At 59.7% G+C, this 21,248-nt stretch carries 21 protein-coding genes; 10 read left to right on the top strand and 11 right to left on the bottom strand.

Features of this window, described 5'->3' with window-relative positions:
- The first annotated feature begins 2 nt into the window (after window positions 1-2).
- The 4 genes from IM299_RS20765 to hycI are packed head-to-tail and all read left to right on the top strand — an operon-like array spanning window position 3 to window position 2,167.
- Window positions 3-545 carry a formate hydrogenlyase complex iron-sulfur subunit gene (locus IM299_RS20765; protein WP_041908477.1) on the top strand — a complete coding sequence of 181 codons (543 nt, stop codon included), beginning with the start codon at window positions 3-5 and terminating at the stop codon, window positions 543-545.
- Window positions 545-1,312, top strand: a complete 768-nt coding sequence (locus IM299_RS20760; RefSeq protein WP_028014210.1) for an NADH-quinone oxidoreductase subunit B family protein — start codon at window positions 545-547, stop codon at window positions 1,310-1,312. The genes IM299_RS20765 and IM299_RS20760 overlap by 1 nt, the downstream gene beginning before the upstream one ends.
- The gene (locus tag IM299_RS20755) at window positions 1,309-1,719 is read left to right on the top strand and encodes a formate hydrogenlyase maturation HycH family protein (protein ID WP_193358036.1); all 411 of its coding nucleotides are present in this window, start codon (window positions 1,309-1,311) and stop codon (window positions 1,717-1,719) included. The genes IM299_RS20760 and IM299_RS20755 overlap by 4 nt, the downstream gene beginning before the upstream one ends.
- Entirely contained in the window at window positions 1,712-2,167 is a 456-nt protein-coding gene (gene hycI, locus IM299_RS20750; RefSeq protein ID WP_126817298.1) for a hydrogenase maturation peptidase HycI, read from the top strand. The genes IM299_RS20755 and hycI overlap by 8 nt, the downstream gene beginning before the upstream one ends.
- A 79-nt stretch (window positions 2,168-2,246) precedes the next feature.
- Here the strand turns inward: hycI and IM299_RS20745 are convergent, their stop codons facing one another.
- Window positions 2,247-3,671 carry a 6-phospho-beta-glucosidase gene (locus IM299_RS20745; RefSeq protein ID WP_193358035.1) on the bottom strand — a complete coding sequence of 475 codons (1,425 nt, stop codon included), beginning with the start codon at window positions 3,669-3,671 and terminating at the stop codon, window positions 2,247-2,249.
- Between the two features lie 18 nt (window positions 3,672-3,689).
- Window positions 3,690-5,141, bottom strand: coding sequence for a PTS cellobiose/arbutin/salicin transporter subunit IIBC (ascF, locus tag IM299_RS20740; protein ID WP_045261256.1), 1,452 nt, complete (start codon window positions 5,139-5,141; stop codon window positions 3,690-3,692).
- 213 nt (window positions 5,142-5,354) lie between these two features.
- Between ascF and IM299_RS20735 the strand changes: the two genes are divergently transcribed.
- The 4 genes from IM299_RS20735 (at window position 5,355) to IM299_RS20720 (ending at window position 10,294) form a co-directional block, all read left to right on the top strand.
- Entirely contained in the window at window positions 5,355-6,368 is a 1,014-nt protein-coding gene (locus IM299_RS20735) for a LacI family DNA-binding transcriptional regulator (RefSeq protein WP_032644912.1), read from the top strand.
- A gap of 133 nt (window positions 6,369-6,501) precedes the next feature.
- Window positions 6,502-7,047, top strand: a complete 546-nt coding sequence (gene hydN / locus IM299_RS20730; protein ID WP_008499565.1) for an electron transport protein HydN — start codon at window positions 6,502-6,504, stop codon at window positions 7,045-7,047.
- Between the two features lie 6 nt (window positions 7,048-7,053).
- Window positions 7,054-9,270, top strand: a complete 2,217-nt coding sequence (gene hypF / locus IM299_RS20725; protein ID WP_193358034.1) for a carbamoyltransferase HypF — start codon at window positions 7,054-7,056, stop codon at window positions 9,268-9,270.
- A gap of 1 nt (window position 9,271) precedes the next feature.
- Window positions 9,272-10,294 carry a HoxN/HupN/NixA family nickel/cobalt transporter gene (locus IM299_RS20720; protein ID WP_193358033.1) on the top strand — a complete coding sequence of 341 codons (1,023 nt, stop codon included), beginning with the start codon at window positions 9,272-9,274 and terminating at the stop codon, window positions 10,292-10,294.
- A gap of 285 nt (window positions 10,295-10,579) precedes the next feature.
- Here IM299_RS20720 and norW read toward each other — a convergent pair whose 3' ends face one another.
- Together norW and norV are read right to left on the bottom strand one after the other, a co-directional pair.
- The gene (gene norW / locus IM299_RS20715) at window positions 10,580-11,713 is read right to left on the bottom strand and encodes an NADH:flavorubredoxin reductase NorW (protein WP_193358032.1); all 1,134 of its coding nucleotides are present in this window, start codon (window positions 11,711-11,713) and stop codon (window positions 10,580-10,582) included.
- On the bottom strand, window positions 11,710-13,152 hold the full coding sequence (norV, locus tag IM299_RS20710; RefSeq protein WP_193358031.1) for an anaerobic nitric oxide reductase flavorubredoxin: 1,443 nt from the start codon (window positions 13,150-13,152) through the stop codon (window positions 11,710-11,712). Before norV ends, norW begins: the two co-directional genes overlap by 4 nt.
- 186 nt (window positions 13,153-13,338) lie before the next feature.
- Between norV and norR the strand changes: the two genes are divergently transcribed.
- Entirely contained in the window at window positions 13,339-14,853 is a 1,515-nt protein-coding gene (gene norR, locus IM299_RS20705; protein WP_048960108.1) for a nitric oxide reductase transcriptional regulator NorR, read from the top strand.
- On the opposite strand, the gene gutQ is transcribed toward norR, so the two are convergent.
- From gutQ to srlA, 7 genes are all read right to left on the bottom strand, one after another.
- Complete coding sequence (gene gutQ, locus IM299_RS20700) at window positions 14,850-15,815, bottom strand: arabinose-5-phosphate isomerase GutQ (RefSeq protein WP_193358030.1); 966 nt, start codon at window positions 15,813-15,815, stop codon at window positions 14,850-14,852. The genes norR and gutQ overlap by 4 nt on opposite strands.
- The gene (locus IM299_RS20695; RefSeq protein WP_010434430.1) at window positions 15,808-16,581 is read right to left on the bottom strand and encodes a DNA-binding transcriptional repressor; all 774 of its coding nucleotides are present in this window, start codon (window positions 16,579-16,581) and stop codon (window positions 15,808-15,810) included. Before IM299_RS20695 ends, gutQ begins: the two co-directional genes overlap by 8 nt.
- Window positions 16,582-16,644: 63 nt before the next feature.
- The gene (gutM, locus tag IM299_RS20690) at window positions 16,645-17,004 is read right to left on the bottom strand and encodes a transcriptional regulator GutM (RefSeq protein ID WP_193358029.1); all 360 of its coding nucleotides are present in this window, start codon (window positions 17,002-17,004) and stop codon (window positions 16,645-16,647) included.
- 67 nt (window positions 17,005-17,071) lie between these two features.
- Window positions 17,072-17,851: a sorbitol-6-phosphate dehydrogenase gene (gene srlD, locus IM299_RS20685; protein WP_023294411.1), complete on the bottom strand. Its 780-nt coding sequence runs from the start codon at window positions 17,849-17,851 to the stop codon at window positions 17,072-17,074.
- A 14-nt stretch (window positions 17,852-17,865) separates the two neighbouring features.
- On the bottom strand, window positions 17,866-18,228 hold the full coding sequence (gene srlB, locus IM299_RS20680) for a PTS glucitol/sorbitol transporter subunit IIA (protein WP_041908503.1): 363 nt from the start codon (window positions 18,226-18,228) through the stop codon (window positions 17,866-17,868).
- Between the two features lie 12 nt (window positions 18,229-18,240).
- Complete coding sequence (locus tag IM299_RS20675; RefSeq protein ID WP_045261264.1) at window positions 18,241-19,200, bottom strand: PTS glucitol/sorbitol transporter subunit IIB; 960 nt, start codon at window positions 19,198-19,200, stop codon at window positions 18,241-18,243.
- Entirely contained in the window at window positions 19,197-19,760 is a 564-nt protein-coding gene (srlA, locus tag IM299_RS20670; protein WP_003862164.1) for a PTS glucitol/sorbitol transporter subunit IIC, read from the bottom strand. The genes IM299_RS20675 and srlA overlap by 4 nt, the downstream gene beginning before the upstream one ends.
- 253 nt (window positions 19,761-20,013) lie before the next feature.
- Here srlA and mltB point away from each other — a divergent pair, with 253 nt between their 5' ends.
- A complete protein-coding gene (gene mltB / locus IM299_RS20665; protein WP_168733281.1) occupies window positions 20,014-21,114 on the top strand; it encodes a lytic murein transglycosylase B in 1,101 nt (366 codons plus the stop codon).
- The last annotated feature ends 134 nt before the right edge of the window (window positions 21,115-21,248 follow it).

Genomic DNA, 21,248 nt, shown 5'->3' with positions numbered 1-21,248 from the left:
CCATGTTTACCTTTATCAAAAAAGTAATCAAAACCGGCGCGCAGACCAGCAGCTATCCGCTGGAGCCGATCCCGGTGGATAAAAACTTTCGCGGCAAGCCGGAGCACAACCCGCAGCAGTGCATCGGCTGCGCGGCCTGCGTCAACGCCTGCCCGTCGAACGCCTTAACGGTGGAAACGGACCTCAAAACCGGCGAGCTGGCCTGGCAGTTTAACCTCGGGCGCTGCATCTTCTGCGGCCGCTGCGAGGAGGTCTGTCCGACGGTCGCCATTCGACTTTCCCAGGAGTACGAACTGGCGGTGTGGAAAAAAGAGGATTTTCTCCAGCAGTCGCGCTTCGCGCTGTGCAATTGCCGCGTCTGCAAGCGTCCGTTCGCCGTGCAAAAAGAGATCGACTACGCCATCGCGCTGCTGCAGCACAACGGCGACGCCCGCGCGGAGCATCACCGCGAAAGCTTCGAAACCTGCCCGGAGTGCAAACGTCAGAAGTGCCTGCTGCCGTCCGACCGCATTGATATTACCCGCCATATGAGAGAGGCCAGCTGATGGAAAACTTACTCGGCCCGCGCGACGATAACGGCATTCCGGTGCCGCTGACGGTGGAGGAGTCCATCGCCAGCATGAAGGCGTCGCTGCTGAAAAAAATCAAACGCTCGGCCTACGTTTACCGCGTGGACTGCGGCGGCTGCAACGGCTGTGAGATCGAGATCTTCGCCACCCTGTCGCCGCTATTTGACGCCGAGCGCTTCGGCATCAAAGTGGTACCGTCCCCGCGTCATGCGGACATTCTGCTGTTTACCGGGGCGGTGACCCGCGCTATGCGATCGCCCGCGCTGCGCGCCTGGCAGTCCGCGCCGGATCCGAAAATCTGCATCTCCTACGGCGCCTGCGGCAACAGCGGCGGCATCTTCCACGATCTTTACTGCGTCTGGGGCGGCACCGACAAAATCGTGCCGGTGGATGTCTATATTCCGGGCTGCCCGCCGACGCCTGCCGCCACGCTGTACGGCTTTGCGATGGCGCTCGGCTTGCTGGAGCAGAAGATCCACGCCCGCGCCCCTGGCGAGATCGACAACCAGCCCGCGGCCATTCTGCATCCGGACATGGTGCAGCCGCTGCGCGTGAAGGTCGACCGCACGGCGCGCAGGCTGGCGGGCTATCGCTACGGGCGTCAGATTGCCGACGATTACCTGCGCCTGCTGAGCCAGGGCGACCATCAGGTGGCGCGCTGGCTGGAAGCGGAAAACGATCCGCGTCTCAATGAGATCGTGGCAAACCTGAACAGCATTGTGGATGAGGCGCGTATCCGATGAGTGAAACGGTGGTGTTCAGCCAGCTGAGCCGTAAGTTTATTGATGAGAACGATGCCACGCCGGATGCGGCGCAGCAGGTGGTCTATTACAGCCTGGCGATTGGGCACCACCTCGGGGTGATCGACTGTCTGGAGGCGGCGCTAACCTGCCCGTGGACGGAATACCTGACGTGGATCGCCACGCTGGAGGAGGGCAGCACCGCGCGGCGCAAGATGGAGGGCGTGCCGAAGTATGGCGAGATCGTCATCGACGCCAACCATATCACGATGCTCGCTAACGCCTTTGACGCGGCGCTCGGCAGGCAAACCCCGGCGCAGCAGGCTTGGAGCAAAACGCTGCTCGGCATGCTGCACGATATTCATCAGGAGAGCGCCATCTACCTGATGGTGAGGAGATTACGTGACTGACGTTTTACTGTGTGTCGGCAACAGCATGATGGGCGACGACGGCGCGGGCCCGCTGCTGGCGGAGATGTGCGCCGCAAAACCGCAGGGCGACTGGGTGGTGATTGACGGCGGCAGCGCGCCGGAAAACGATGTGGTCGCCATTCGCGAGCTGCACCCGGAAAGGCTGCTAATCGTCGATGCCACCGATATGGGGCTGAACCCGGGCGAAATCCGCCTGATTGATCCGGACGACATCGCCGAGATGTTTATGATGACCACCCACAATATGCCGCTGAACTACCTGGTCGATCAGATTAAAGACGACGTGGGCGAGGTGCTGTTTTTAGGAATTCAGCCGGACATTGTCGGCTTTTATTACCCGATGACGCCGCCGGTGAAGGCGGCGGTGGAAGAGGTGTATTCGCGGCTGGCGGAGTGGGTTGGGGATGGAGGGTTTTCTCCGCTCTGAGCAGTGCCGGGTGGCGGCTACGCCTTACCCGGCCTACAAAACCGTAGGGTCGGTAAGCGTAGTGCCACCGGGCAACTGGCTACGCCAGATCCGCCCCGTTACTCGCAATCACCTTCTTATACCACCAGAACGACTTCTTGCGCTTTCTCTCCAGCGTCCCGTTGCCGGCATCATCGCGGTCAACGTACACAAACCCGTAGCGCTTACTCATCTCGCCCGTTGAAGCCGACACCAGGTCGATGCAGCCCCAGGTGGTGTAGCCCATCAGCGGCACGCCGTCCTCAATCGCATCGCCCATTGCGCGGATATGCTCGCGCAGGTAGCTGATGCGGTAGTCGTCGTTAATCTCGCCGTTTTCATCAATGACGTCCTTCGCTCCCAGGCCGTTTTCCACCAGGAACAGCGGCTTCTGGTAGCGGTCGTACATCATGTTCATGGTGATACGCAGGCCGAGCGGATCGATGCCCCAGCCCCACTCGCTTACCTGAATATGCGGGTTACGCAGGGACTTCACGATGTTTGCCGCGCTGGTGTTGCCCGCGTTCATGTCCGCCGACGCGCAGCGCGAGGCGTAATAGCTGAACGAGACAAAGTCGACGGTATTTTTCAGCAGTTCGTCATCGCCTGGGTCTTTCACAATCACGACGCCTTTCTCGCGGAACACGCGGGCGGAGTAGGCCGGATAGCTGCCGCGCGCCTGCACGTCGATAAAGAACAGGTTCTCGCGGTCTTTCTCCAGCGCCATCCACACGTCTTCCGGTTTGCAGGAGTACGGGTAGAAGTTACCGCCCGCCAGCATGCAGCCGACCTGGTTTTCCGGGTTCACCTCGTGAGCAATTTTGGTCGCCAGCGCGCTCGCCACCAGTTCGTGGTGTGCGGCCTGGTATTTCACCTGATCTTCGTTTTCACCTTCCTCAAACACCAGCCCCGCGCCGGAAAACGGGCTGTGAAGCATGATGTTGATTTCGTTGAAGGTCAGCCAGTATTTCACCAGCCCGTTAAATTCCTCGAAGCAGGTGCGGGCGTAGCGGGCGAAGAAATCGACCATCTTACGGTTGCGCCAGGAGCCGTACTCCGTCACCAGGTGCATCGGCACGTCGAAGTGGCAAAGCGTTACCAGCGGCTCAATGTTGTACTTTTTACACTCCTCGAACACCGCGCGGTAGAAGGCGATGCCCTCTTTATTCGGCAGCGGCTCGTCGCCGTTCGGGTAGAGGCGGCTCCAGGCAATCGAGGTGCGGAACACCGTAAAGCCCATCTCCGCCATCAGAGCGATGTCTTCTTTATAGCGATGGTAAAAATCAATCGCCTCGTGGCTCGGGTAGAACTCGTCCTCACGCAGCGAAAAACGCTTTTCCTTACCCAGCTTCACCGCCAGGCGGTTCGCGCCGTGGGGGATCATATCGACCGTCGTCAGTCCTTTGCCGCCTTCACGGTAAGCACCTTCACTCTGGTTGGCGGCAAGCGCGCCGCCCCATAAAAATCCTTGTGGAAAAACAGACATTCTTACCTCGCTTTCAATTTATGCTTTTGCTGCGTTGTTCTGCACCGGTGCGGTCTGCAGGGCGCGCGCTTTTTCAGCCTCGTCTTCGACCGGGATATCCTCAAACCCTAACAGCAGGGTCAGAACAAATGACAGCACCACGGCCAGCCCCATTACGCCAAACACCCAGACGATGGTCATCGGGTTGGCCGGGTCGAAGAACTGCACGCTGGTAAACAGCCCCGGCGCCGCCATTGAGTGGCTGGCAAGGCCTGCCATACCCGCCACCGCGCCGCAGATAAAGCCGCTGATCAGGCTCGCAATCAGCGGACGCTTCAGGCGTACCGCTACGCCGTACAGGGCCGGTTCAGAGATCCCCGCCATGATGGCGGAGGCCGCCGCGGCCAGCGCCGTCTGGCGCAGTTCCGGGTTTTTCGTTTTCCATGCCACCGCCAGCGACGAGCCGCCGAGCGACAGGTTGGCGCCGATTTCTGACGGCATCACCATTCCTTCTTTGCCCGTTTCGGCAATGGTCTGAATGATGGTCGGCGTAAACACGCGGTGCATCCCGGTCATCACCAGCAGTGGCCACAGTGCGCCCATGATGGCGACGGAGAGCCAGCCCAGGTAGCCGTGAATGGTGTAAACCAGCGCGGAGATGGCGCTACCGATCCAGATCCCCAGCGGGCCAATCAGCACGATGGCGAGCGGGGCGGCAATCAGCACGATCAGCATCGGCTTGAGGAAGTTTTTCGTCACCGCCGGGGTGATGCGATCCACCCAGCGTTCGATGTACGACAGGCACCAGGTCATCACCAGCGCCGGGATGACGGTGTAGGTGTATTTCACCGCCGTCACCGGGATAAAGGCGAACTCAACGTGCTCGCCCTGTGCCGCTTTCGCCATCAGTTCGATAAAGCTCGGGTGCACCAGCACGCCCGCGATGGCAATCGCCAGCGACATGTTGGTTTTAAACTTCACCGCCGCCGAGGCCGCTACCATCAGCGGCAGGAAGAAGAACGCCCCGTCGCCAATGACCGTCAAAATGGTGAGCGTCGGCGCGCCTTTTTCCAGCACGCCAGTCATTTCGAGGATCATCGCCAGCAGCTTGACCATCGAACCGCCGATGATCGCCGGGATCAGCGGCGACATGGTGCCGATCAGCGCGTCGAGGATCCCGGCACCAATGCGGCGTAACGTCAGCTTCTGCGGGCCTTCCGGTACCACGGGCTGCAGGTCAACGGGCAGCAGGCTCACTACTTCGCGGTACGCCTGTGAAACCGTGTTGCCAATAATCACCTGGCACTGGTTGTCGTTACGCACCACGCCAAGCACGCCGCTGATGCTTTTCAGGCGCGCAACGTCGGTAAGATTTTCGTCTTTCAGAACGAAACGCAGGCGCGTCATGCAGTGGGTGACGGCGACGATGTTCTCTTTGCCGCCCAGCGCGCTGATAACGTCGTTTGCCAGCGCAGCGTAGTTTTTGGCCATCGGATCTGTTCCTGTTATCGTTGTGTGAAATGTAGGAAACCGGTTCCACATAATCATCATGAGTTTCTTTTGTTGAAACAAGACCGCTTTTTGGACATTTTTTCTTTTCGTGATGAAGATCGCAGTGGGGTGTTGAAAGCGTGACGTCGTCGCTGCGACAATTTTTTCGCGGTGCAGTACACTGCCCGCATGAGTTTCGGATGGAAGAACAATATGACCACGATGCTGGAAGTGGCGAAGCGGGCAGGCGTATCGAAAGCGACGGTCTCCCGGGTGTTGTCGGGCAACGGCTACGTTAGCCAGGAGACCAAAGACCGGGTTTTTCAGGCCATTGAAGAGAGCGGCTATCGCCCGAACTTGCTGGCGCGAAACCTGGCGACCAAACGCACCCAGACGCTTGGGCTGGTAGTGACCAACACCCTGTATCACGGCGTCTACTTTAGCGAGCTGCTGTTTAACGCCGCGCGGATGACGGAAGAAAAAGGGCGGCAGCTGATCCTCGCCGACGGCAAGCACAGCGCCGAAGAAGAGCGCGAGGCGATCCAGTATCTGCTGGATATGCGCTGCGATGCGGTAATTATCTACCCGCGTTTTCTGAGCGTGGAAGAGCTGGACGAGCTCGTCGAGAAATGCGAGCAGCCGATTATGGTGCTTAACCGCCGCCTGCGGAAAAACAGCAGCCACAGCGTCTGGTCCGATCATAAAGCGTCGTGTCAGGACGCGGTTTCGCAGCTGATCGCGAAAGGCCACCGGGAGATTGCCTTTATCACCGGTTCGCTGGATTCCCCCACCGGGGTTGAACGTCTTTCCGGTTACAGGGATGCGCTGGCGCAGCACGGTATTGCTGCGCGTGACGCGCTTATCGCCGAAGGGAAGTGGAACCCGGCCAGCGGCGCGGCGGCGGTCACTCAACTCCTCTCCCGCGGCGAACCGTTTACCGCGCTGGTGGCGAGCAACGACGATATGGCGATCGGCGCCATCAAGCAGCTGCACGACAGCGGGGTCGCCACCCCGGACGCGGTGTCCGTTATCGGCTTTGACGACGTGGCGATTGCGCCCTACATCGTGCCGTCGCTCTCCAGCGTGCGTATTCCGGTGACGGCGATGATCCAGGAGATCGTCAGTCGCCTGATTTTCATGCTCGACGGCGGAGAGTTCAAATATCAGCAAACCTTTTCTGGCGAGCTTGTCCTGCGCGACTCCGTTACCGATGGTCCGCACCGCTGACGTCGACATCTGTCATCGTCACTAATGACGATGACAGAAACGCTGCGTTTTTATTATTCTTAAAAATCAGTGTGTTAAATATTGGCACGGTTTATGAATAGCTTCGCGCATAACAGTTATGCCGGAGAAGCAGATGAACCGTTTTATTATGGCCGATGCCAGCAAGTGCATTGGTTGCCGTACCTGTGAAGTGGCGTGCGTGGTTTCCCACCAGGCGGAGCAGGATTGCGCCTCTCTCACTCCCGATACCTTCCTGCCGCGCATTCACGTCATTAAAGGTGTGAATATTTCCACCGCCGCCATCTGTCGCCAGTGCGAAGATGCGCCGTGCGCGAACGTCTGCCCGAACGGGGCGATTAAGCGCGAGAAGGGCTTTGTGCACGTGATGCAGGAGCGCTGCATTGGCTGCAAAACCTGCGTGGTGGCCTGTCCGTATGGCGCGATGGAGGTGGTTGTCCGCCCGGTGGTGCGCAACAGCGGCATGGGGCTGAGCGTGCGGGCGGAGAAAGCCGAAGCCAATAAATGCGATCTTTGCTATCACCGCGAAGCCGGCCCGGCCTGTATGGAGGCCTGCCCGACGCACGCGCTGGTCTGCGTGGATCGTGACAAGCTTGAGCAGATGAGCGCAGAAAAACGCCGTCGCGCGGCGTTCGACACCTCGTCATCGCTGCTGTTTTAAGCTGCGATGAGCGTTAACGGCGTACTGCTTCGGGTGCGCGGCAAAGTGCAGGGCGTAGGGTTTCGGCCCTTCGTCTGGCAGCTGGCGCACCGGCTGAAGCTTGTGGGCGATGTCTGCAACGACGGAGAGGGTGTCCTGGTGCGTCTCGCGGGTAATGGGGGGGACTTTACCGCGAGGCTGCATCAGGACTGCCCACCGCTGGCACGCATCGATCGCGTTGAAACGCAGCCGTTCACCTGGGCGGACATGCCTGAGGACTTTACCATCCGCCACAGCGATCGCGGGGCGATGGATACGCAAATCGTGCCGGATGCCGCCACCTGCCCGGCGTGTCTGGCTGAAATGCGCGATCCCCGCGAGCGCCGCTATCGTTACCCGTTTATCAACTGCACCCACTGCGGGCCGCGGTTTACCATTATCCGCGCCATGCCGTACGACCGTCCGGCCACGTCGATGGCCGCATTCCCGCTCTGCGCGCCGTGCGAAACCGAGTACCGCAACCCGGCCGACCGCCGCTTCCACGCCCAGCCGGTGGCCTGCCCGGACTGCGGGCCGCAGCTGGAATGGCGAGCCGGAGATGCTGTTGCCATACGCGAGTCGGCTTTACGCGCGGCGGTGGCGATGCTGAAAGGCGGCGGCATTGTCGCGGTGAAAGGGCTGGGCGGTTTCCACCTCGTTTGCGACGCGCTGGATCCGCAGGCGATACAGAAACTGCGAATGCGCAAGCAGCGCCCGACGAAGCCGCTGGCGGTGATGCTACCGGATGCGGACGATCTGCCGGAGACGATACAGACGCTGTTACGCTCGCCCGCGGCACCGATCGTGCTGACGCCGAAAGCTTCGCTTCCCGCGTTTCCCGAGGAAATTGCCCCAGGGCTCGACTGCGTAGGCGTGATGCTGCCCGCGAACCCGCTCCAGCATCTTTTGCTGATGGACTGCCGGCGCCCGCTGGTGATGACCTCCGGCAACCTCTGCGGCAGGCCGCCTGCCGTCACCAACGCGCAGGCGCTGGAGGAGCTCGGCGGCATCGCGGACGGCTTCCTGCTGCACAACCGCGACATCCTGCAGCGCATGGATGATTCGGTGATGGATCGGGATGGCGCTATCCTGCGTCGTGCCCGGGGTTTTGTGCCCGATGCCGTCACGTTGCCCGCGGGTTTTGAGAATATCCCCGCCATGCTGTGCACCGGTGCAGAGATGAAAAACACCTTCTGCCTGGTGCGCGGCAACCAGGCGGTGCTGAGCCAGCACTTTGGCGATCTGAGCGATGAGGGCGTAGAGGCGCAGTGGCGCAGCGCACTCTCGACGATGCAGGACATCTACGCTTTCCAGCCTGATAAGCTGGTGTGCGATGCCCATCCGGGGTATCGCGCGCGCCGGTGGGCGCAGGAGCAGGCGCTGCCCGTCGAAACCGTGCTACATCATCACGCTCACGCGGCGGCGTGCCTGGCGGAGAACGGCTGGCCGCTCGACGGCGGAGACGCTATCGCTCTGACGCTGGACGGGATCGGCATGGGCGAGAACGGCGCGCTGTGGGGCGGAGAGTGCCTGCGGGTGAACTATCTCGACTGCGAACGGCTCGGCGGCCTGCCTGCCGTGGCGCTGCCGGGCGGCGATCTGGCGGCAAAACAGCCGTGGCGTAATCTGCTCGCCCACTGCCTGGCGTTTGTCCCGGACTGGCAACGCTACCCGGAAACGCGAGCGGTTCAGCGCCACAGCTGGCCGCTGCTGGCAACGGCGATCCAGCGTGGTATCAACGCGCCGCAGGCGTCGTCCTGCGGTCGTTTGTTTGACGCGGTCGCCTGCGCGCTGGGCATCGACGCGCAGCGCTACGAAGGCGAGGCAGCGTGCAGGCTGGAAGCGCTGGCATCGCAGTGCGCGGGCGTCGACCATCCGGTGACGCTGGATGCGGGTAACCTCGCGCTTTTCTGGCAGCAGTGGCTGGCCTGGCAGGCTGAGCCGTGCGAGCGCGCGTGGGCGTTTCACGACGCGCTGGCAAAAGGGCTGGCAGAACTCGCCGCGCTCCATGCCCGACGCTTATCGCTGTCGACAATCTGTCTCAGCGGCGGCGTGTTGCACAACCGTCTGCTGCGCGCGCGCCTGCGTCATTATCTTTCTGACTTTACGCTTCTTTTTCCTTCGCACCTGCCTGCAGGTGACGGAGCGATCTCCTTCGGGCAGGCGGTGATTGCCGCTGCCCGGTCATGTTCAAAAAGGATTTAAAATGTTACGACTGTTACGCAACGAACCTCGCGCCGCGCTTCTGCTGCTGGCTCTGGTAATGGCAAACCTGCTGGCCTGGGGATGGGCATGGCACTCTTTTAGCGGCAGCACGGCGCTGATGGCCGCCAGCCTGCTGGCGTGGTGCTACGGGCTGCGCCATGCCGTGGATGCCGACCACATCGCGGCCATTGATACCGTGACGCGTAAGATGATGCAGCAGGGCAAACGCCCGTGCGGGGTGGGGGCGTGGTTCTCGCTGGGGCACTCCACCATCGTGGTGCTGGCCTCCATTGCCATCGCCGCCACCGCCACGGCGTTTCAGAAAAACATGGAATGGTTCCACGAAACCGGCAGCCTGATTGGCACTGCGGTATCCGCCACTTTCCTGCTGGCGATGGCGCTGGTGAATATGGTGATCCTGCGCGGCGTCTGGCGCAGTTTCCAGGCGCTGAAAAAGGGCCAGACGGTGCAGGGTGACGTCACGCTGCCTGCCCAGGGGGGCGTTATGAACTGGCTGTTCGGTAAAACCTTCCGCCTCGTCAATAAAAGCTGGCAGATGTATCTGGTAGGCTTCCTGTTTGGCCTCGGGTTTGATACTGCGACGGAAATCGGCGTGCTCGGGATCTCTGCTGCCAGCGCTTCCAGCGGGATGTCGGTGTGGTCAATCATGATCTTCCCGGCGCTCTTCGCCAGCGGCATGGCGCTGGTGGATACGCTCGACAACCTGCTGATGGTCGGTGCCTACGGCTGGGCGTTTAACAAACCACAGCGCAAGCTCTACTACAACATGACCATCACCGGCACCTCCGTGGTGGTGGCGCTGTTTATCGGCGGGCTGGAAGCGCTGGGTCTGCTGATGGACAAATTCGCCCTCAGCGGCAGCGTCTGGGATCTGATCGGCGCGGTGAACGACAACCTGGGCAACGCCGGGTTTGTGGTGGTCGGGTTGTTTGTCGCCTGCTGGCTGATCTCCATGGTCAACTACCGCTGGCGCGGCTACGACGCGCTGGTCGTACATTCCTGAGTTGTCGCTAAATAAATTGAGTTTATTAATAAAAATCGCCATGATGATGTTCAAAATAAGCGAGTAAGCATTGATTTTGGGTGTGGAAATGAAATTCGTATCTTTTTGTTTATCTTAATTTTAGATTTAGAATGTTCATATAAATTATCATTTAATGGATTATGGCGATGATTTACCTTATTTGTATTTATCTTGCTAATAGATTGCGCAAAAAAAAGCCCCGGGACATCGGGGCTGCGGACAATAAAATCCAAAGGTTAAGTCAGCGTGGCAGAAGACTCCGGGTTAAGCGGGCAGCGATTTCAGCAGAGCGAAAGCCTCCTTCATCCGATCCTCGCTGACCACGAAGGCGTGTACCTGACCGTCGACATCCACACCGCGCGCGATCATTCCCTGCGGTTCGAGGGTAATTTGCCAGTTCAGATCCTGACGCTGCGTTTCACCTGCAAGATGCAGCGGCAATTCCGGCGTTTTGACCTTTACCAGCATGGCGGGTAATTTCAGCGGCGCGCTGCCGCCGAGCAGGTTTTTTGCCAGATACATGGCGCTTAATTGTATCGGCTGCAGGAAGGGCAGCACCTGGCCGTTAATTTCCGCGCAGTCGCCCAGGGCATAAATATCCGGCCGCGTGGTTTGCAGGTAGCTATTTACCTTCACGCCGCGGTTTATTTCAGCCCCTGCGCGATGCGCCAGCGCGGTTTCCGGGCGCAGGCCCGTCGCGGCAACCACCGCATCCACTTCTACGCTGCGGCTTCGGTCGAGCGTGGCACGGATACCGCCTTCGGTTTTGCTCAGGCTTTGTAGCTGCGATTTCAACATCAGATGCACGCCCATATCGGTGAGACGATGCTGTAAGCGACTGCTTACTTCTGCGGGCATCAGCGCCGACAGAATGCTGGCCGCGTGGTCAACCAGGGTCACGGATTTTCCCGCCCGACAGAAGTCCATCGCCAGCTCGGTGCCGATCAGCCCGCCGCCGACGATCATCACTCTGGCGGCATCGCGTAGCCGGGTTTCGCTGGCCTGATACTCCTGCTGGCTGTTGAGGGTAATCATCAGCTCGCGGCCTTCAACCGGCGGCACAAACGCAGATGCCCCGGTCGCCAGCACCAGCCTGTCGTACTGCCAGGTTTTCGCTTTCGCTTTTACCACGTGGGCGTCGGCATCGATATCGGTGACCCAGGTGTACGGAAACAGACGCAGGTTGAACTGCTCCGCGAACTCCCCCGCCGTCTGGCGGGTGAGGTCATCGGCGCGCTGATTCTGGCTAATGACGTGGCTTAAATCAGGCTTGTTGTACTCGTCCATGCTGTCGGCGGCGATCAGCGTCAACGGCACGTTTGCATCCTGTTTGCGGATATTTTTCACCAGCTGGCGGGCAGCAAAGCCCGAGCCGATGATAACGATGCCGTTGCTCATTTTGCCTCCGTTGCCAGTTCATCAAAGACGTCTTTGCCGAGGGAGCATTCCGGGCAGAGGAAGCTGTCCGGCACCTCGCTCCACGGCGTGCCCGGGGCAACATCCTGCAGCGGTTCGCCAAGCTCAGGATCGTAGATCCACTGGCAGACGCTGCACTGCATGCGCGGACCGAGATCGGCGTTGGCTGCCGCAGAACAGGTTTGTGGCTGTTCCGCAGGTTTTGCGGTGACTTCAGGAAGCGGGGCGAGCGCCCACTGACGGGCGATGTCGCGGCCATGCTGGCGGCAGATTTCCAGCGCGTCGATATCCGGACGCCATTTCGCCTTCAGGCTCATGGACATCTCAAAACCCGCATCCTGTAAACGGGTGGAAAGACGGTCTACCGCGCCGCCGCTCCAGCCGTGAGAGCCAAAGGCGCTGGCGCGTTTGTTACGAAAGCGCAGGCCGGTCATCTCTTCCACCAGGCCGGCAATCTTCGGCATCATCACGTTATTCATGGTGGAGGTACCCACCAGCACGCCCTTAGAGCGGAACACGTTGGTCAATACCTCATTCTTATCGCTGCGCGCCACGTTGAAGATTTTCACCGCCACGTTCGGGTCAACTTCATTGATCCCCTGGGCAATCGCGTCCGCCATCATGCGGGTGTTGTTGGACATGGTGTCGTAGAAGATAGTGATGCGGTCTTCCTGGTAATCCGCGGCCCATTTCAGGTACAGCTCGACGATCTGGGTGGGGTTTTCACGCCACACCACGCCGTGGGAGGTGGCAATCATATCTACCGGCAGGTTGAAGCCGAGGATCTCGGTAATTTTAGGCGTCACCAGGCGGCTGAACGGAGTCAGGATATTGGCGTAGTAGCGCTGACACTGTTCGAACAGCTCGGTCTGATCCACTTCATCATTAAACAGGCGTTCGTCGCAGTAGTGCTGGCCGAAGGCGTCGTTGCTGAACAGCACCGCGTCGCCGGTCATGTAGGTCATCATGCTGTCCGGCCAGTGCAGCATCGGGGTTTCGACGAAGATCAGCTGCTTGCCGTTGCCGATATCCAGCGTGTCGCCGGTTTTTACGGTGTGGAAGTTCCACTCCGGATGGTGGTGGTGGCCGTTAATTGAATCAATGGCGTTGGTGGTGCAGTAGATTGGGGTATCCGGAATGTGGGACATCAGCTCGGTCAGCGCCCCGGCGTGGTCCTCTTCCGCATGGTTGATGATGATGTAGTCGATGTCATTCAGGTCGATTTCACCGCGCAGGTTCTGCACGAACTCACGGCTGAATTTGTGATCGACGGTATCGATCAGGACGTTTTTACCTTCGCGGATGAGATAGCTGTTGTAGCTGCTGCCGCGCAGCGTTTTGTATTCCGTCCCGTGGAAATCGCGCACTTCCCAGTCACGTTGACCCACCCAATGAATGTTATTTTTAACCAGAATAGACATAGCAACCTCTACGTAATATAGCATTTTCAAATAAGATGGTTTGCTTATATCAAGTTGCGTGCCAACTTTTAATATATTGATTTTGCTTAATTAATTTTTTCACGATCCGTAATGGGTAGTCATTATGACTATCAATAACAGTGTCAATATGACAACATGGGTTGTCAAAATGACAGCGAGGTCAAAATGAGCTTTTCCGTAGACGTGCTGGCGAAGATCGCCATTGAGCTGCAAACCGGTATCGGCCATCAGGACCGCTTTCAGCGCCTGATCTCCACGCTGCGCCACGTGCTGGATTGCGATGCATCGGCGCTGCTGCGTTACGAAGGGCGGCAGTTTATTCCGCTGGCTATCGACGGCCTGGCGAAGGACGTACTCGGGCGGCGCTTTACGCTGGAGGGCCACCCGCGTCTGGAAACCATCGCCCGCGCGGGCGACGTGGTGCGTTTCCCGGCAGACAGCGATCTGCCCGATCCGTACGACGGTCTGATTCCGGGGCAGGAGAGCCTGAAGGTGCACGCCTGTATTGGCCTGCCGCTGTTCGCCGGGCAGAATCTGATTGGCGCATTAACCCTCGACGGGATGTCGCCGGATCAGTTCGATACCTTCAGCGACGAAGAGCTACGGCTGATTGCCGCGCTGGCCGCCGGGGCGCTGAATAATGCGCTGCTGATAGAGCAGCTGGAGAGCCAGAATATTCTTCCCGGCAGCCCGGCGGCGTTTGAGCAGGTGGCGCATACGGAGATGATCGGCCTTTCGCCCGGCATGGCGCAGCTCAAAAAAGAGATTGAGATTGTCGCCGCGTCCGATCTGAACGTGCTGATCTTCGGAGAGACCGGTACCGGTAAGGAGCTGGTGGCGAAGTCCATCCATGAAGCTTCGCCGCGCGCGGTCAACCCGCTGGTGTACCTCAACTGCGCCGCGCTGCCGGAAAGCGTGGCGGAGAGCGAGCTGTTCGGTCACGTCAAAGGGGCGTTTACCGGGGCCATCAGCAACCGCAGCGGCAAGTTTGAAATGGCCGATAACGGCACGCTGTTTCTTGATGAGATTGGCGAGCTTTCCCTTTCACTTCAGGCCAAGCTGCTGCGCGTATTGCAGTACGGCGACATCCAGCGCGTGGGGGATGACCGCAGCCTGCGGGTGGACGTGCGGGTCCTTGCTGCGACCAACCGGGATCTGCGCGAAGCGGTGCTGGCCGGGCAGTTCCGCGCCGACCTGTTCCATCGCCTGAGCGTGTTCCCGCTGTCCGTGCCGCCGCTGCGCGAGCGCGGAGACGACGTGGTGCTGCTGGCGGGTTATTTCTGCGAACAGTGCCGTCTCAAAATGGGGCTGTCCCGCGTGGTGCTTAGCCCGGGGGCGAGAGCGCATCTGCTCAGCTACGGCTGGCCGGGCAACGTGCGCGAGCTGGAGCATGCGATTCACCGCGCGGTGGTGCTGGCGAGGGCGACGCGCTCGGGGGATGAAGTGGTGATTCATGCGCGCCATTTTGCGCTGCATGAGGAAAATGCCCCGACCGTGAAGCCTGCTGTGCCTGAGAGCGCAATCGAAAACCTGCGCGAAGCGACGGAAGAGTTTCAGCGTCAGATGATTACCCGCGCGCTGGAGCAGAATAACCGCAGCTGGGCGGCGTGCGCGCGGGCGCTGGAGATGGACGTCGCCAACCTGCACCGGCTGGCGAAGCGTCTTGGGCTGAAGGGTTAAATAATCCCGGCCTGGTAGAAGTCCTGCAGGTTGATAGCGCCGCACAGCCTGCCATGCTCGTCCACCACCGGTGCGGCGGTGATTTTGCGCTTCATCAGCACCTCTTTGGCTTCAATGGCGCGGCTGTCGGCGTTGAGCGTCAGCCCGCCTTTGGTCATGGCGTCAGACACGTTTGTTTCCAGCCTGCCGCCGCCCACCAGCCAGCGGCGCAGGTCGCCGTCGGTGAACACGCCCTTCACGCTCCCGTTGTCATCGCACACCGCAACCAGCCCCAGACCGGTGCGGCTCAGCTCCAGCATCGCGTCCATGACGCTGGTATCGAGTTTGACCTGCGGAATCGCATCGTCGGTGCGCATCAGGTGGTGAACCTTGTTGAGCAGGCGTGCCCCGAGTGCACCCGCCGGATGCGAACGGGCGAAATCTTCTTCGTTAAAGCCGCGCGCCTGCATCACCGCCATTGCCAGCGCGTCGCCCATCATCAGGGTGTTAACGGTGCTGGAGGTCGGAGCGAGGTGCATCGGACAGGCTTCACGCTCAACGGAAATATCCAGCGTCGCTTTGGCGGCCAGCGCCAGCGGCGAGCGGGGTTTCCCGGTCATCGCCAGCAGGGCGACAGATTTTTCCTGCAGGCGCGGAATAATCAGATCCAGCTCTTTGGCCGAACCGGAGTAGGAGATAAACAGCATCACGTCGCGGCTTTCGATCATCCCGAGATCGCCATGCAGCGCCTCTGCCGGATGCACGAAGAACGCCGGGGTACCGGTGCTGGCGAGCGTCGCGGCAATCTTCTTGCCGATATGGCCAGATTTACCGATGCCCGCCACAATCACTTTGCCTTCGCAGTGGATAATGGTGTTGGCGGCGCGGACAAAATCCTCGCCCAGACGTTCCGGCAGGCGGCTGGCTTCCTGCAGCTCCAGCATCAGCGTCTGGCGGCCCGTTTCTAACAGAAAATCACTCATCTCTTTCTCCGGTTACGATCACGTCGATCCCTTTCTCTTCCAGCGCTTTTTTGAACGCCGGATCGATACCCGCGTCGGTAATCAGCTTATCAACGCTTTCGAGGCTACAGACAATATTGGGGCTTTTGCGGCCAAACTTCGACGAGTCGGCCATTAAAATCACTTCCCGCGCGGCGTTGCACATGGCTTTACTGACGCTGAACACCTCGTTAAACGTCGTGACGCCTGCGTTCAGGTCGATGCCGTCGGTGCCCATAAACAGTTTATCGAAGCTGAAGTGGTCGAAAGCGTTCTCCGCCAGCTGGCCGTGAAAGGACGCCGATTTTTTGCGGAAGGTGCCGCCGGGCATCAGGATGGTCTGCTCGCTGTCGAACTCCGACAGCGCGTTGACGATATGCAGGCTGTTGGTCATCACCGTAATGTTGTTAAAGCGGCTGAGCAGGGGGATCATCTGCAGGACGGTACTGCCTGCGTCGAGGATGATGGAATCGCCGTCCTGGATAAATTTCACGGCGGCTTCGGCAATCAGCGCTTTCTGGTGGGTATTGATCAGCGTTTTGTGATCGATTGGCGGGTCCGCTTCGTCCTTGTTGAGCACCACGCCGCCGTAGGTGCGAATAACGGCGCCAGAGTTTTCGAGCAATACCAGGTCCTTGCGTATTGTCGTGCCGGTGGTGTCAAAGTAGTGGGCCAGATCCTCTACCGAGCATTTTCCCTGCTTTTGCAGATGCTCGAGAATGGCCGCCTGCCGCTGACGTGGTTTCATAGGCGCTTCGTTCCTTAGGTTGCGAAATGATAATTTCGCAAGTCTATAACTTTCACAACGAAATTATCCATGTTTCAGATTGAGCGCTAATGATAGTGCATTCTGACAGAGTGAATCATGGGGAAAGATCACATCAGGCTGCAATTCCTGTAACAAGAGGCCGTTGATTGCCTGGATTTTGGCCGGACGGGCAAATACCGTCATGCCACGCATGAGGAGGGAATCGCACACCCGGTCGTGCTTGTCCAGCGCTACGGCGACGACCACGCGCGGTTTAAAGCGTCCGCCGGAACGCCCGACGCCGACGCGGCCCTTCTGACACAGCGCATCAAACGCGCGGTTAAACTGGTGGATCTGCCAGCCGCCAAACGCCATCTGGCACAGCCAGGCGAGGGCAGCGACGGTGATGAGTGCGGTTACCATATCGACTCCTTGTTTTGTTCCCTCTCCCGGTGGGAGAGGGTTAGGGTGAGGGCATCAGGCCGCTCGATCAGAACATCACCTGCCCACCGGTCACGTTAATCGACTGCCCGGTGCAGTACGACGCTTTCGGACTGGCGTAAAACAGCAGCATGTTCAGCACGTCCTGATAGTCACACCCGCGCTTCAGCGGCACTTTATCGATGTAGTACTGCTCCACTTCCTCAGCCTTGATGCCGAGCTTGGTGGCGTACTGCGGCAGCAGGGACTGGAACATCGGCGATTTCAGCAGGTTGCCCAGCATCAGCGAGTGCACGGTAATCCCGTATTCGGCCAGATCCAACGCCAGGGACTGCGTCAGCCCCACGCCGCCAAACTTCGCCGCGCTGTACCCAGAGTTGTGCTTGCTGCCCACTTTCCCGGATTTTGAGTTGATCTGAATGATGCGCCCCTGAATGCCGTCGCGGATCATCAGACGGGAAAACTCGCGGGCACAGAGGAAATAGCCCACCAGATTCACCTGCAGCGAACGGTCAAAATCCCCCAGTTCGAAATCGCTGATAAACGCCGCTTTCGCAATCCCCGCGCTGTAGACCAGCAGATCGGTGCGCCCAAAAATCTCGTCCACGCCGCGGGCCAGCGCCATCACGCTCTGCTCGCTGGTGGCGTCCGCACCAAACCCGTACGCCATCCCTTCGCCAAACTCGGTGTTAATGGTGTCCGCCACGCGGGCGGCTTTTTCACTCTGAATGTCCACTACCGCCACGCGGTAACCTTCTGCGGCAAGCCCACGGCAGAGGAACTCGCCTAAGGTTTGTCCCCCACCAATGACAACGGCAACCTGACTCATGTGACTCTCCTTAATTACGCAACAAATTTTAACGTGCAGCCTGGGGTGACAGACTGCGGAACCGGGCCATCCACGTGAACCGTACCGGGGTATTCCGCCTGCGGCTGGCCGTCGAAGCGCAGGGTGATGTGGCCGAGCTCGCGCAGGTTTTGTTCGGCCACGTCGCCGACGGCGGTGACGGCATAGCGCGCCTCGCCCAGCTCCAGTTGGCTTCCGGCCTTCAGCTCGCCGTTCAGTTCGCCGTGGCAGTGGATAAAGCAAAACTCTTCGATATCCGCCGGAGCGCCTTCGCGGAAGGTGATCAGCATCTGGTCGCTCAGCGCGTCCGCAGCGCTCTGGCCGATGCGGGTAATGGTGGTCTGGTAAATGACGTTCATTGCAGGAACCTCTTATTGATAGATAAAGCCGGAGACAAACCAGGCAATCAGCACCGTCGGCGCGCCCGTCAGGAAGCGGCTCACCAGCACGGACGGCACGCCCACGCGCACGGTGTCCTGGCGCGCTTCGGCCAGCGACAGACCCACGGGGATGAAGTCGCACGCCGCCTGGGCGTTAATGGCAAACAGGGCGGGCAGGGCGAGGTGCGGAGGAATGTTCCCCAGTCCAATCTGCACGCCAATCAGCACGCCGATGACCTGGGCAATCACCGCGCCCGGGCCGAGGAACGGCGACAGCAGCGGGAAGGAGCAGATCAGCGCCAGCGTCACCAGCCCGAGCGGGTGGCTGGCGAGCGGGGCGAGGCCGTGGGCAATCCAGTCGCCCAGGCCGGACGCCATGATGATGCCGATCAGCGCCGAGACGAACGCCATAAACGGCAGAATCGTTTTCAGCACCGTATCGATAGTGTCGCGCCCGGACTGGAACAGCACCGCCACGGCGGAGCCCATCCCCATCCCGACCTTTGCCAGCAGGCCGTCGCTCTGCTCGGTGATCTTCTTGCTGGTGTCGTACTCGCGCGGGGCTGCTTTTTGCGGCGCGGCAGTGCCATTCACCAGAGTGATGTTGTCCTCCTTCACGCCCGAGACATAAATGTCCTCCAGGATGTACTGCGCCAGCGGGCCGGATTTCCCGGTAGAATGAATATTCACCGTCGGAATGCGGCGCTTCGGATAGATGCCGCAGCGCAGCGTGCCGCCGCAGTCAATCACCGCCACGCCGATGTCCGCTTCCGGCGGCTCGCCTTCTTTAAAGCCGTCAACCGCTTCCCAGCCGGTCAGCTCGCGCAGCTTGTCGACAATCGCCGGGCGCGTGCCCGCGGTGATGTAGACGATCTTTTTGCCTTCGGTGGCGTCGAACTCCAGCGGGCCGCCCCAGCCGCCCGTGCCTTTCTCAATGCGGATCCGGTTCATGCTGTCGCTCCTGAAAGATGGACCTTCTGTTCAAGCTGGATGCCCATTTTTTTCTCGAAAATAGCGGTGGTGAGGTCAGTCACCCAGCCGCGGAAGAAGTTGGTCACCAGGCCAACCAGCAGGTAGCTCACCGCCAGCGGGCCGAGCGGCAGGCCAAGCGTGGTAAGGCCGCTGGCGATCCCGAGGTAGACAAACAGCTCTCCGGGGTTGATGTGCGGGAACAGGCCGTTCATCGAGTGGCAGCTGTAGGAGGCGGCGGCGTAGTAGCTCGGCTTGTACTTTTCCGGCATAAAGCGGCCGAGGCTTAAGGTCATCGGGTTACAGAAAACAAAGGTGCCGATGAATGGCAATATCAGGTAGCGGGACAGCGGGTTACCGGCGCAGCGCTGGGCAAAGCGTTCGATGCGCTGCTGGCCGATAAAGTTGATCAGCGCGTTCATGATCACCAGCAGGCTGATCAGCAGGGGCAGGATCCCGGTCACCATGCCGGTGAACACTTCTCCGCCTTTCTGAAACAGCCCGATGAACCACTCGGCGCCGTGGGTGATGGTCTCTATCATTCTTCTCTCCTGTGGGGCTTTTTTGTTTTTGTATAACTGCGGCTAATAATAATCACTTTGAAAGGTTTTAAAGTGTTAGTTAGATCTCACAATGAAAGAAAAATGTATTATTTTGAAAGTTAATTGATGAGGTGAATGATTTTCGGTGGAAAAAAGCGCGGATTTGCGTTGTGGAGGCGCGTACCGCTTCCTTGAGGTGTTGCGGATGCTTTACCATACTGGGTTCTTATCGAACCCGTTAAATGGATGTCTCATGTTCAAGCGTCGTTATGCAGCGCTGTTGCCTGCGCTTATCCTGCTGTCTGCCTGTAGCAGCAAACCTAAGACCGAAGCCGTTCAGCAAACGGCGGGCGCGCCTTCCGGGGGATTCCTGCTGGAGCCGCAGCACAATATGATGCAGATGGGAGGCGACTTCGCGAATAACCCGGCGGCCGAGCAGTTCATCGATAAAATGGTGAGCAAACACGGTTTCGACCGCCAGCAGCTGCATGAAATTTTGTCTCAGGCGAAGCGTCTGGACTACGTTCTGCGCCTGATGGACAGGCAGGCACCATCCGCCCAGGTGCCGAGCGGGCCGAACGGCGCATGGCTGCGCTACCGCAAACAGTTTATTACCCCGGACAACGTGCAAAACGGCGTGGCGTTCTGGAACCAGTATGAAGATGCGCTCAACCGCGCGTGGCAGGTTTATGGCGTGCCGCCGGAAATCATCGTCGGGATTATCGGCGTAGAGACCCGCTGGGGGCGCGTGATGGGCAAAACCCGCATCCTCGACGCACTGGCGACACTCTCCTTTAACTACCCGCGCCGCGCGGAGTATTTCTCTTCCGAGCTGGAAACCTTCCTGCTTATGGCGCGCAACGAGCAGGACGATCCGCTCGATCTGAAAGGGTCATTTGCCGGCGCGATGGGTTACGGCCAGTTTATGCCGTCCTCCTATAAACAGTATGCCGTCGACTTTAACGGGGATGGTCACATTAACCTGTGGGATCCGGTGGATGCCATCGGCAGCGTGGCGAACTACTTCAAAGCGCACGGCTGGACGCCGGGCGGCCAGGTTGCCGTGCAGGCGAACGGCGAAGCGTTTGGTCTGGAAAACGGCTTTAAAACCAAATACAGCGTTGCACAGCTGACGGCGGCAGGCTTAACGCCAACCCAGCCGCTGGGCAATGTTGACCAGGTGAGCCTGCTGCGTCTGGACGTGGGAACTGGCTACCAGTACTGGTACGGCATGCCGAACTTCTACACCATCACCCGCTACAACCATAGCACCCACTATGCGATGGCGGTGTGGCAACTGGGGCTGGCGGTATCGCAGGCTCGCGTCCCGGCGGCGTCGCCGTTTAGTCAGTAACTCGCCTTATTCCGCCCTCTCCCTGTGGGCTGAGGAATCCCCACAAAATAATACTTGCTCGGACAACCCCCTCTCCCTTGAGGGAGAGGGCTGGGGTGAGGGGGAACATACGGCTCTGGTGGTCATTCCGTTCA

The organism is Enterobacter cloacae complex sp. P47BA (assembly GCF_014930485.1).
GTDB classification, from domain to species: domain Bacteria; phylum Pseudomonadota; class Gammaproteobacteria; order Enterobacterales; family Enterobacteriaceae; genus Enterobacter; species Enterobacter bugandensis.
Note: the sequence above shows the minus strand (reverse complement) of the source record. Positions and strands in the feature narration are given on the sequence as shown.

What these genes read in the sequence shown, in the direction of transcription:
- IM299_RS20745 (WP_193358035.1), bottom strand. Translation starts at nt 3,671, where the DNA reads ATGTCTGTTTTTCCACAAGGATTTTTATGGGGCGGCGCGCTTGCCGCC.
- IM299_RS20720 (WP_193358033.1), top strand. Translation starts at nt 9,272, where the DNA reads ATGTTACGACTGTTACGCAACGAACCTCGCGCCGCGCTTCTGCTGCTG.
- mltB (WP_168733281.1), top strand. Translation starts at nt 20,014, where the DNA reads ATGTTCAAGCGTCGTTATGCAGCGCTGTTGCCTGCGCTTATCCTGCTG.
- gutM (WP_193358029.1), bottom strand. Translation starts at nt 17,004, where the DNA reads ATGGTAACCGCACTCATCACCGTCGCTGCCCTCGCCTGGCTGTGCCAG.
- hydN (WP_008499565.1), top strand. Translation starts at nt 6,502, where the DNA reads ATGAACCGTTTTATTATGGCCGATGCCAGCAAGTGCATTGGTTGCCGT.
- IM299_RS20765 (WP_041908477.1), top strand. Translation starts at nt 3, where the DNA reads ATGTTTACCTTTATCAAAAAAGTAATCAAAACCGGCGCGCAGACCAGC.
- hypF (WP_193358034.1), top strand. Translation starts at nt 7,054, where the DNA reads ATGAGCGTTAACGGCGTACTGCTTCGGGTGCGCGGCAAAGTGCAGGGC.
- IM299_RS20735 (WP_032644912.1), top strand. Translation starts at nt 5,355, where the DNA reads ATGACCACGATGCTGGAAGTGGCGAAGCGGGCAGGCGTATCGAAAGCG.
- norR (WP_048960108.1), top strand. Translation starts at nt 13,339, where the DNA reads ATGAGCTTTTCCGTAGACGTGCTGGCGAAGATCGCCATTGAGCTGCAA.
- ascF (WP_045261256.1), bottom strand. Translation starts at nt 5,141, where the DNA reads ATGGCCAAAAACTACGCTGCGCTGGCAAACGACGTTATCAGCGCGCTG.
- srlD (WP_023294411.1), bottom strand. Translation starts at nt 17,851, where the DNA reads ATGAGTCAGGTTGCCGTTGTCATTGGTGGGGGACAAACCTTAGGCGAG.
- IM299_RS20695 (WP_010434430.1), bottom strand. Translation starts at nt 16,581, where the DNA reads ATGAAACCACGTCAGCGGCAGGCGGCCATTCTCGAGCATCTGCAAAAG.
- srlA (WP_003862164.1), bottom strand. Translation starts at nt 19,760, where the DNA reads ATGATAGAGACCATCACCCACGGCGCCGAGTGGTTCATCGGGCTGTTT.
- IM299_RS20675 (WP_045261264.1), bottom strand. Translation starts at nt 19,200, where the DNA reads ATGAACCGGATCCGCATTGAGAAAGGCACGGGCGGCTGGGGCGGCCCG.
- norV (WP_193358031.1), bottom strand. Translation starts at nt 13,152, where the DNA reads ATGTCTATTCTGGTTAAAAATAACATTCATTGGGTGGGTCAACGTGAC.
- srlB (WP_041908503.1), bottom strand. Translation starts at nt 18,228, where the DNA reads ATGAACGTCATTTACCAGACCACCATTACCCGCATCGGCCAGAGCGCT.
- IM299_RS20755 (WP_193358036.1), top strand. Translation starts at nt 1,309, where the DNA reads ATGAGTGAAACGGTGGTGTTCAGCCAGCTGAGCCGTAAGTTTATTGAT.
- gutQ (WP_193358030.1), bottom strand. Translation starts at nt 15,815, where the DNA reads ATGAGTGATTTTCTGTTAGAAACGGGCCGCCAGACGCTGATGCTGGAG.
- IM299_RS20760 (WP_028014210.1), top strand. Translation starts at nt 545, where the DNA reads ATGGAAAACTTACTCGGCCCGCGCGACGATAACGGCATTCCGGTGCCG.
- norW (WP_193358032.1), bottom strand. Translation starts at nt 11,713, where the DNA reads ATGAGCAACGGCATCGTTATCATCGGCTCGGGCTTTGCTGCCCGCCAG.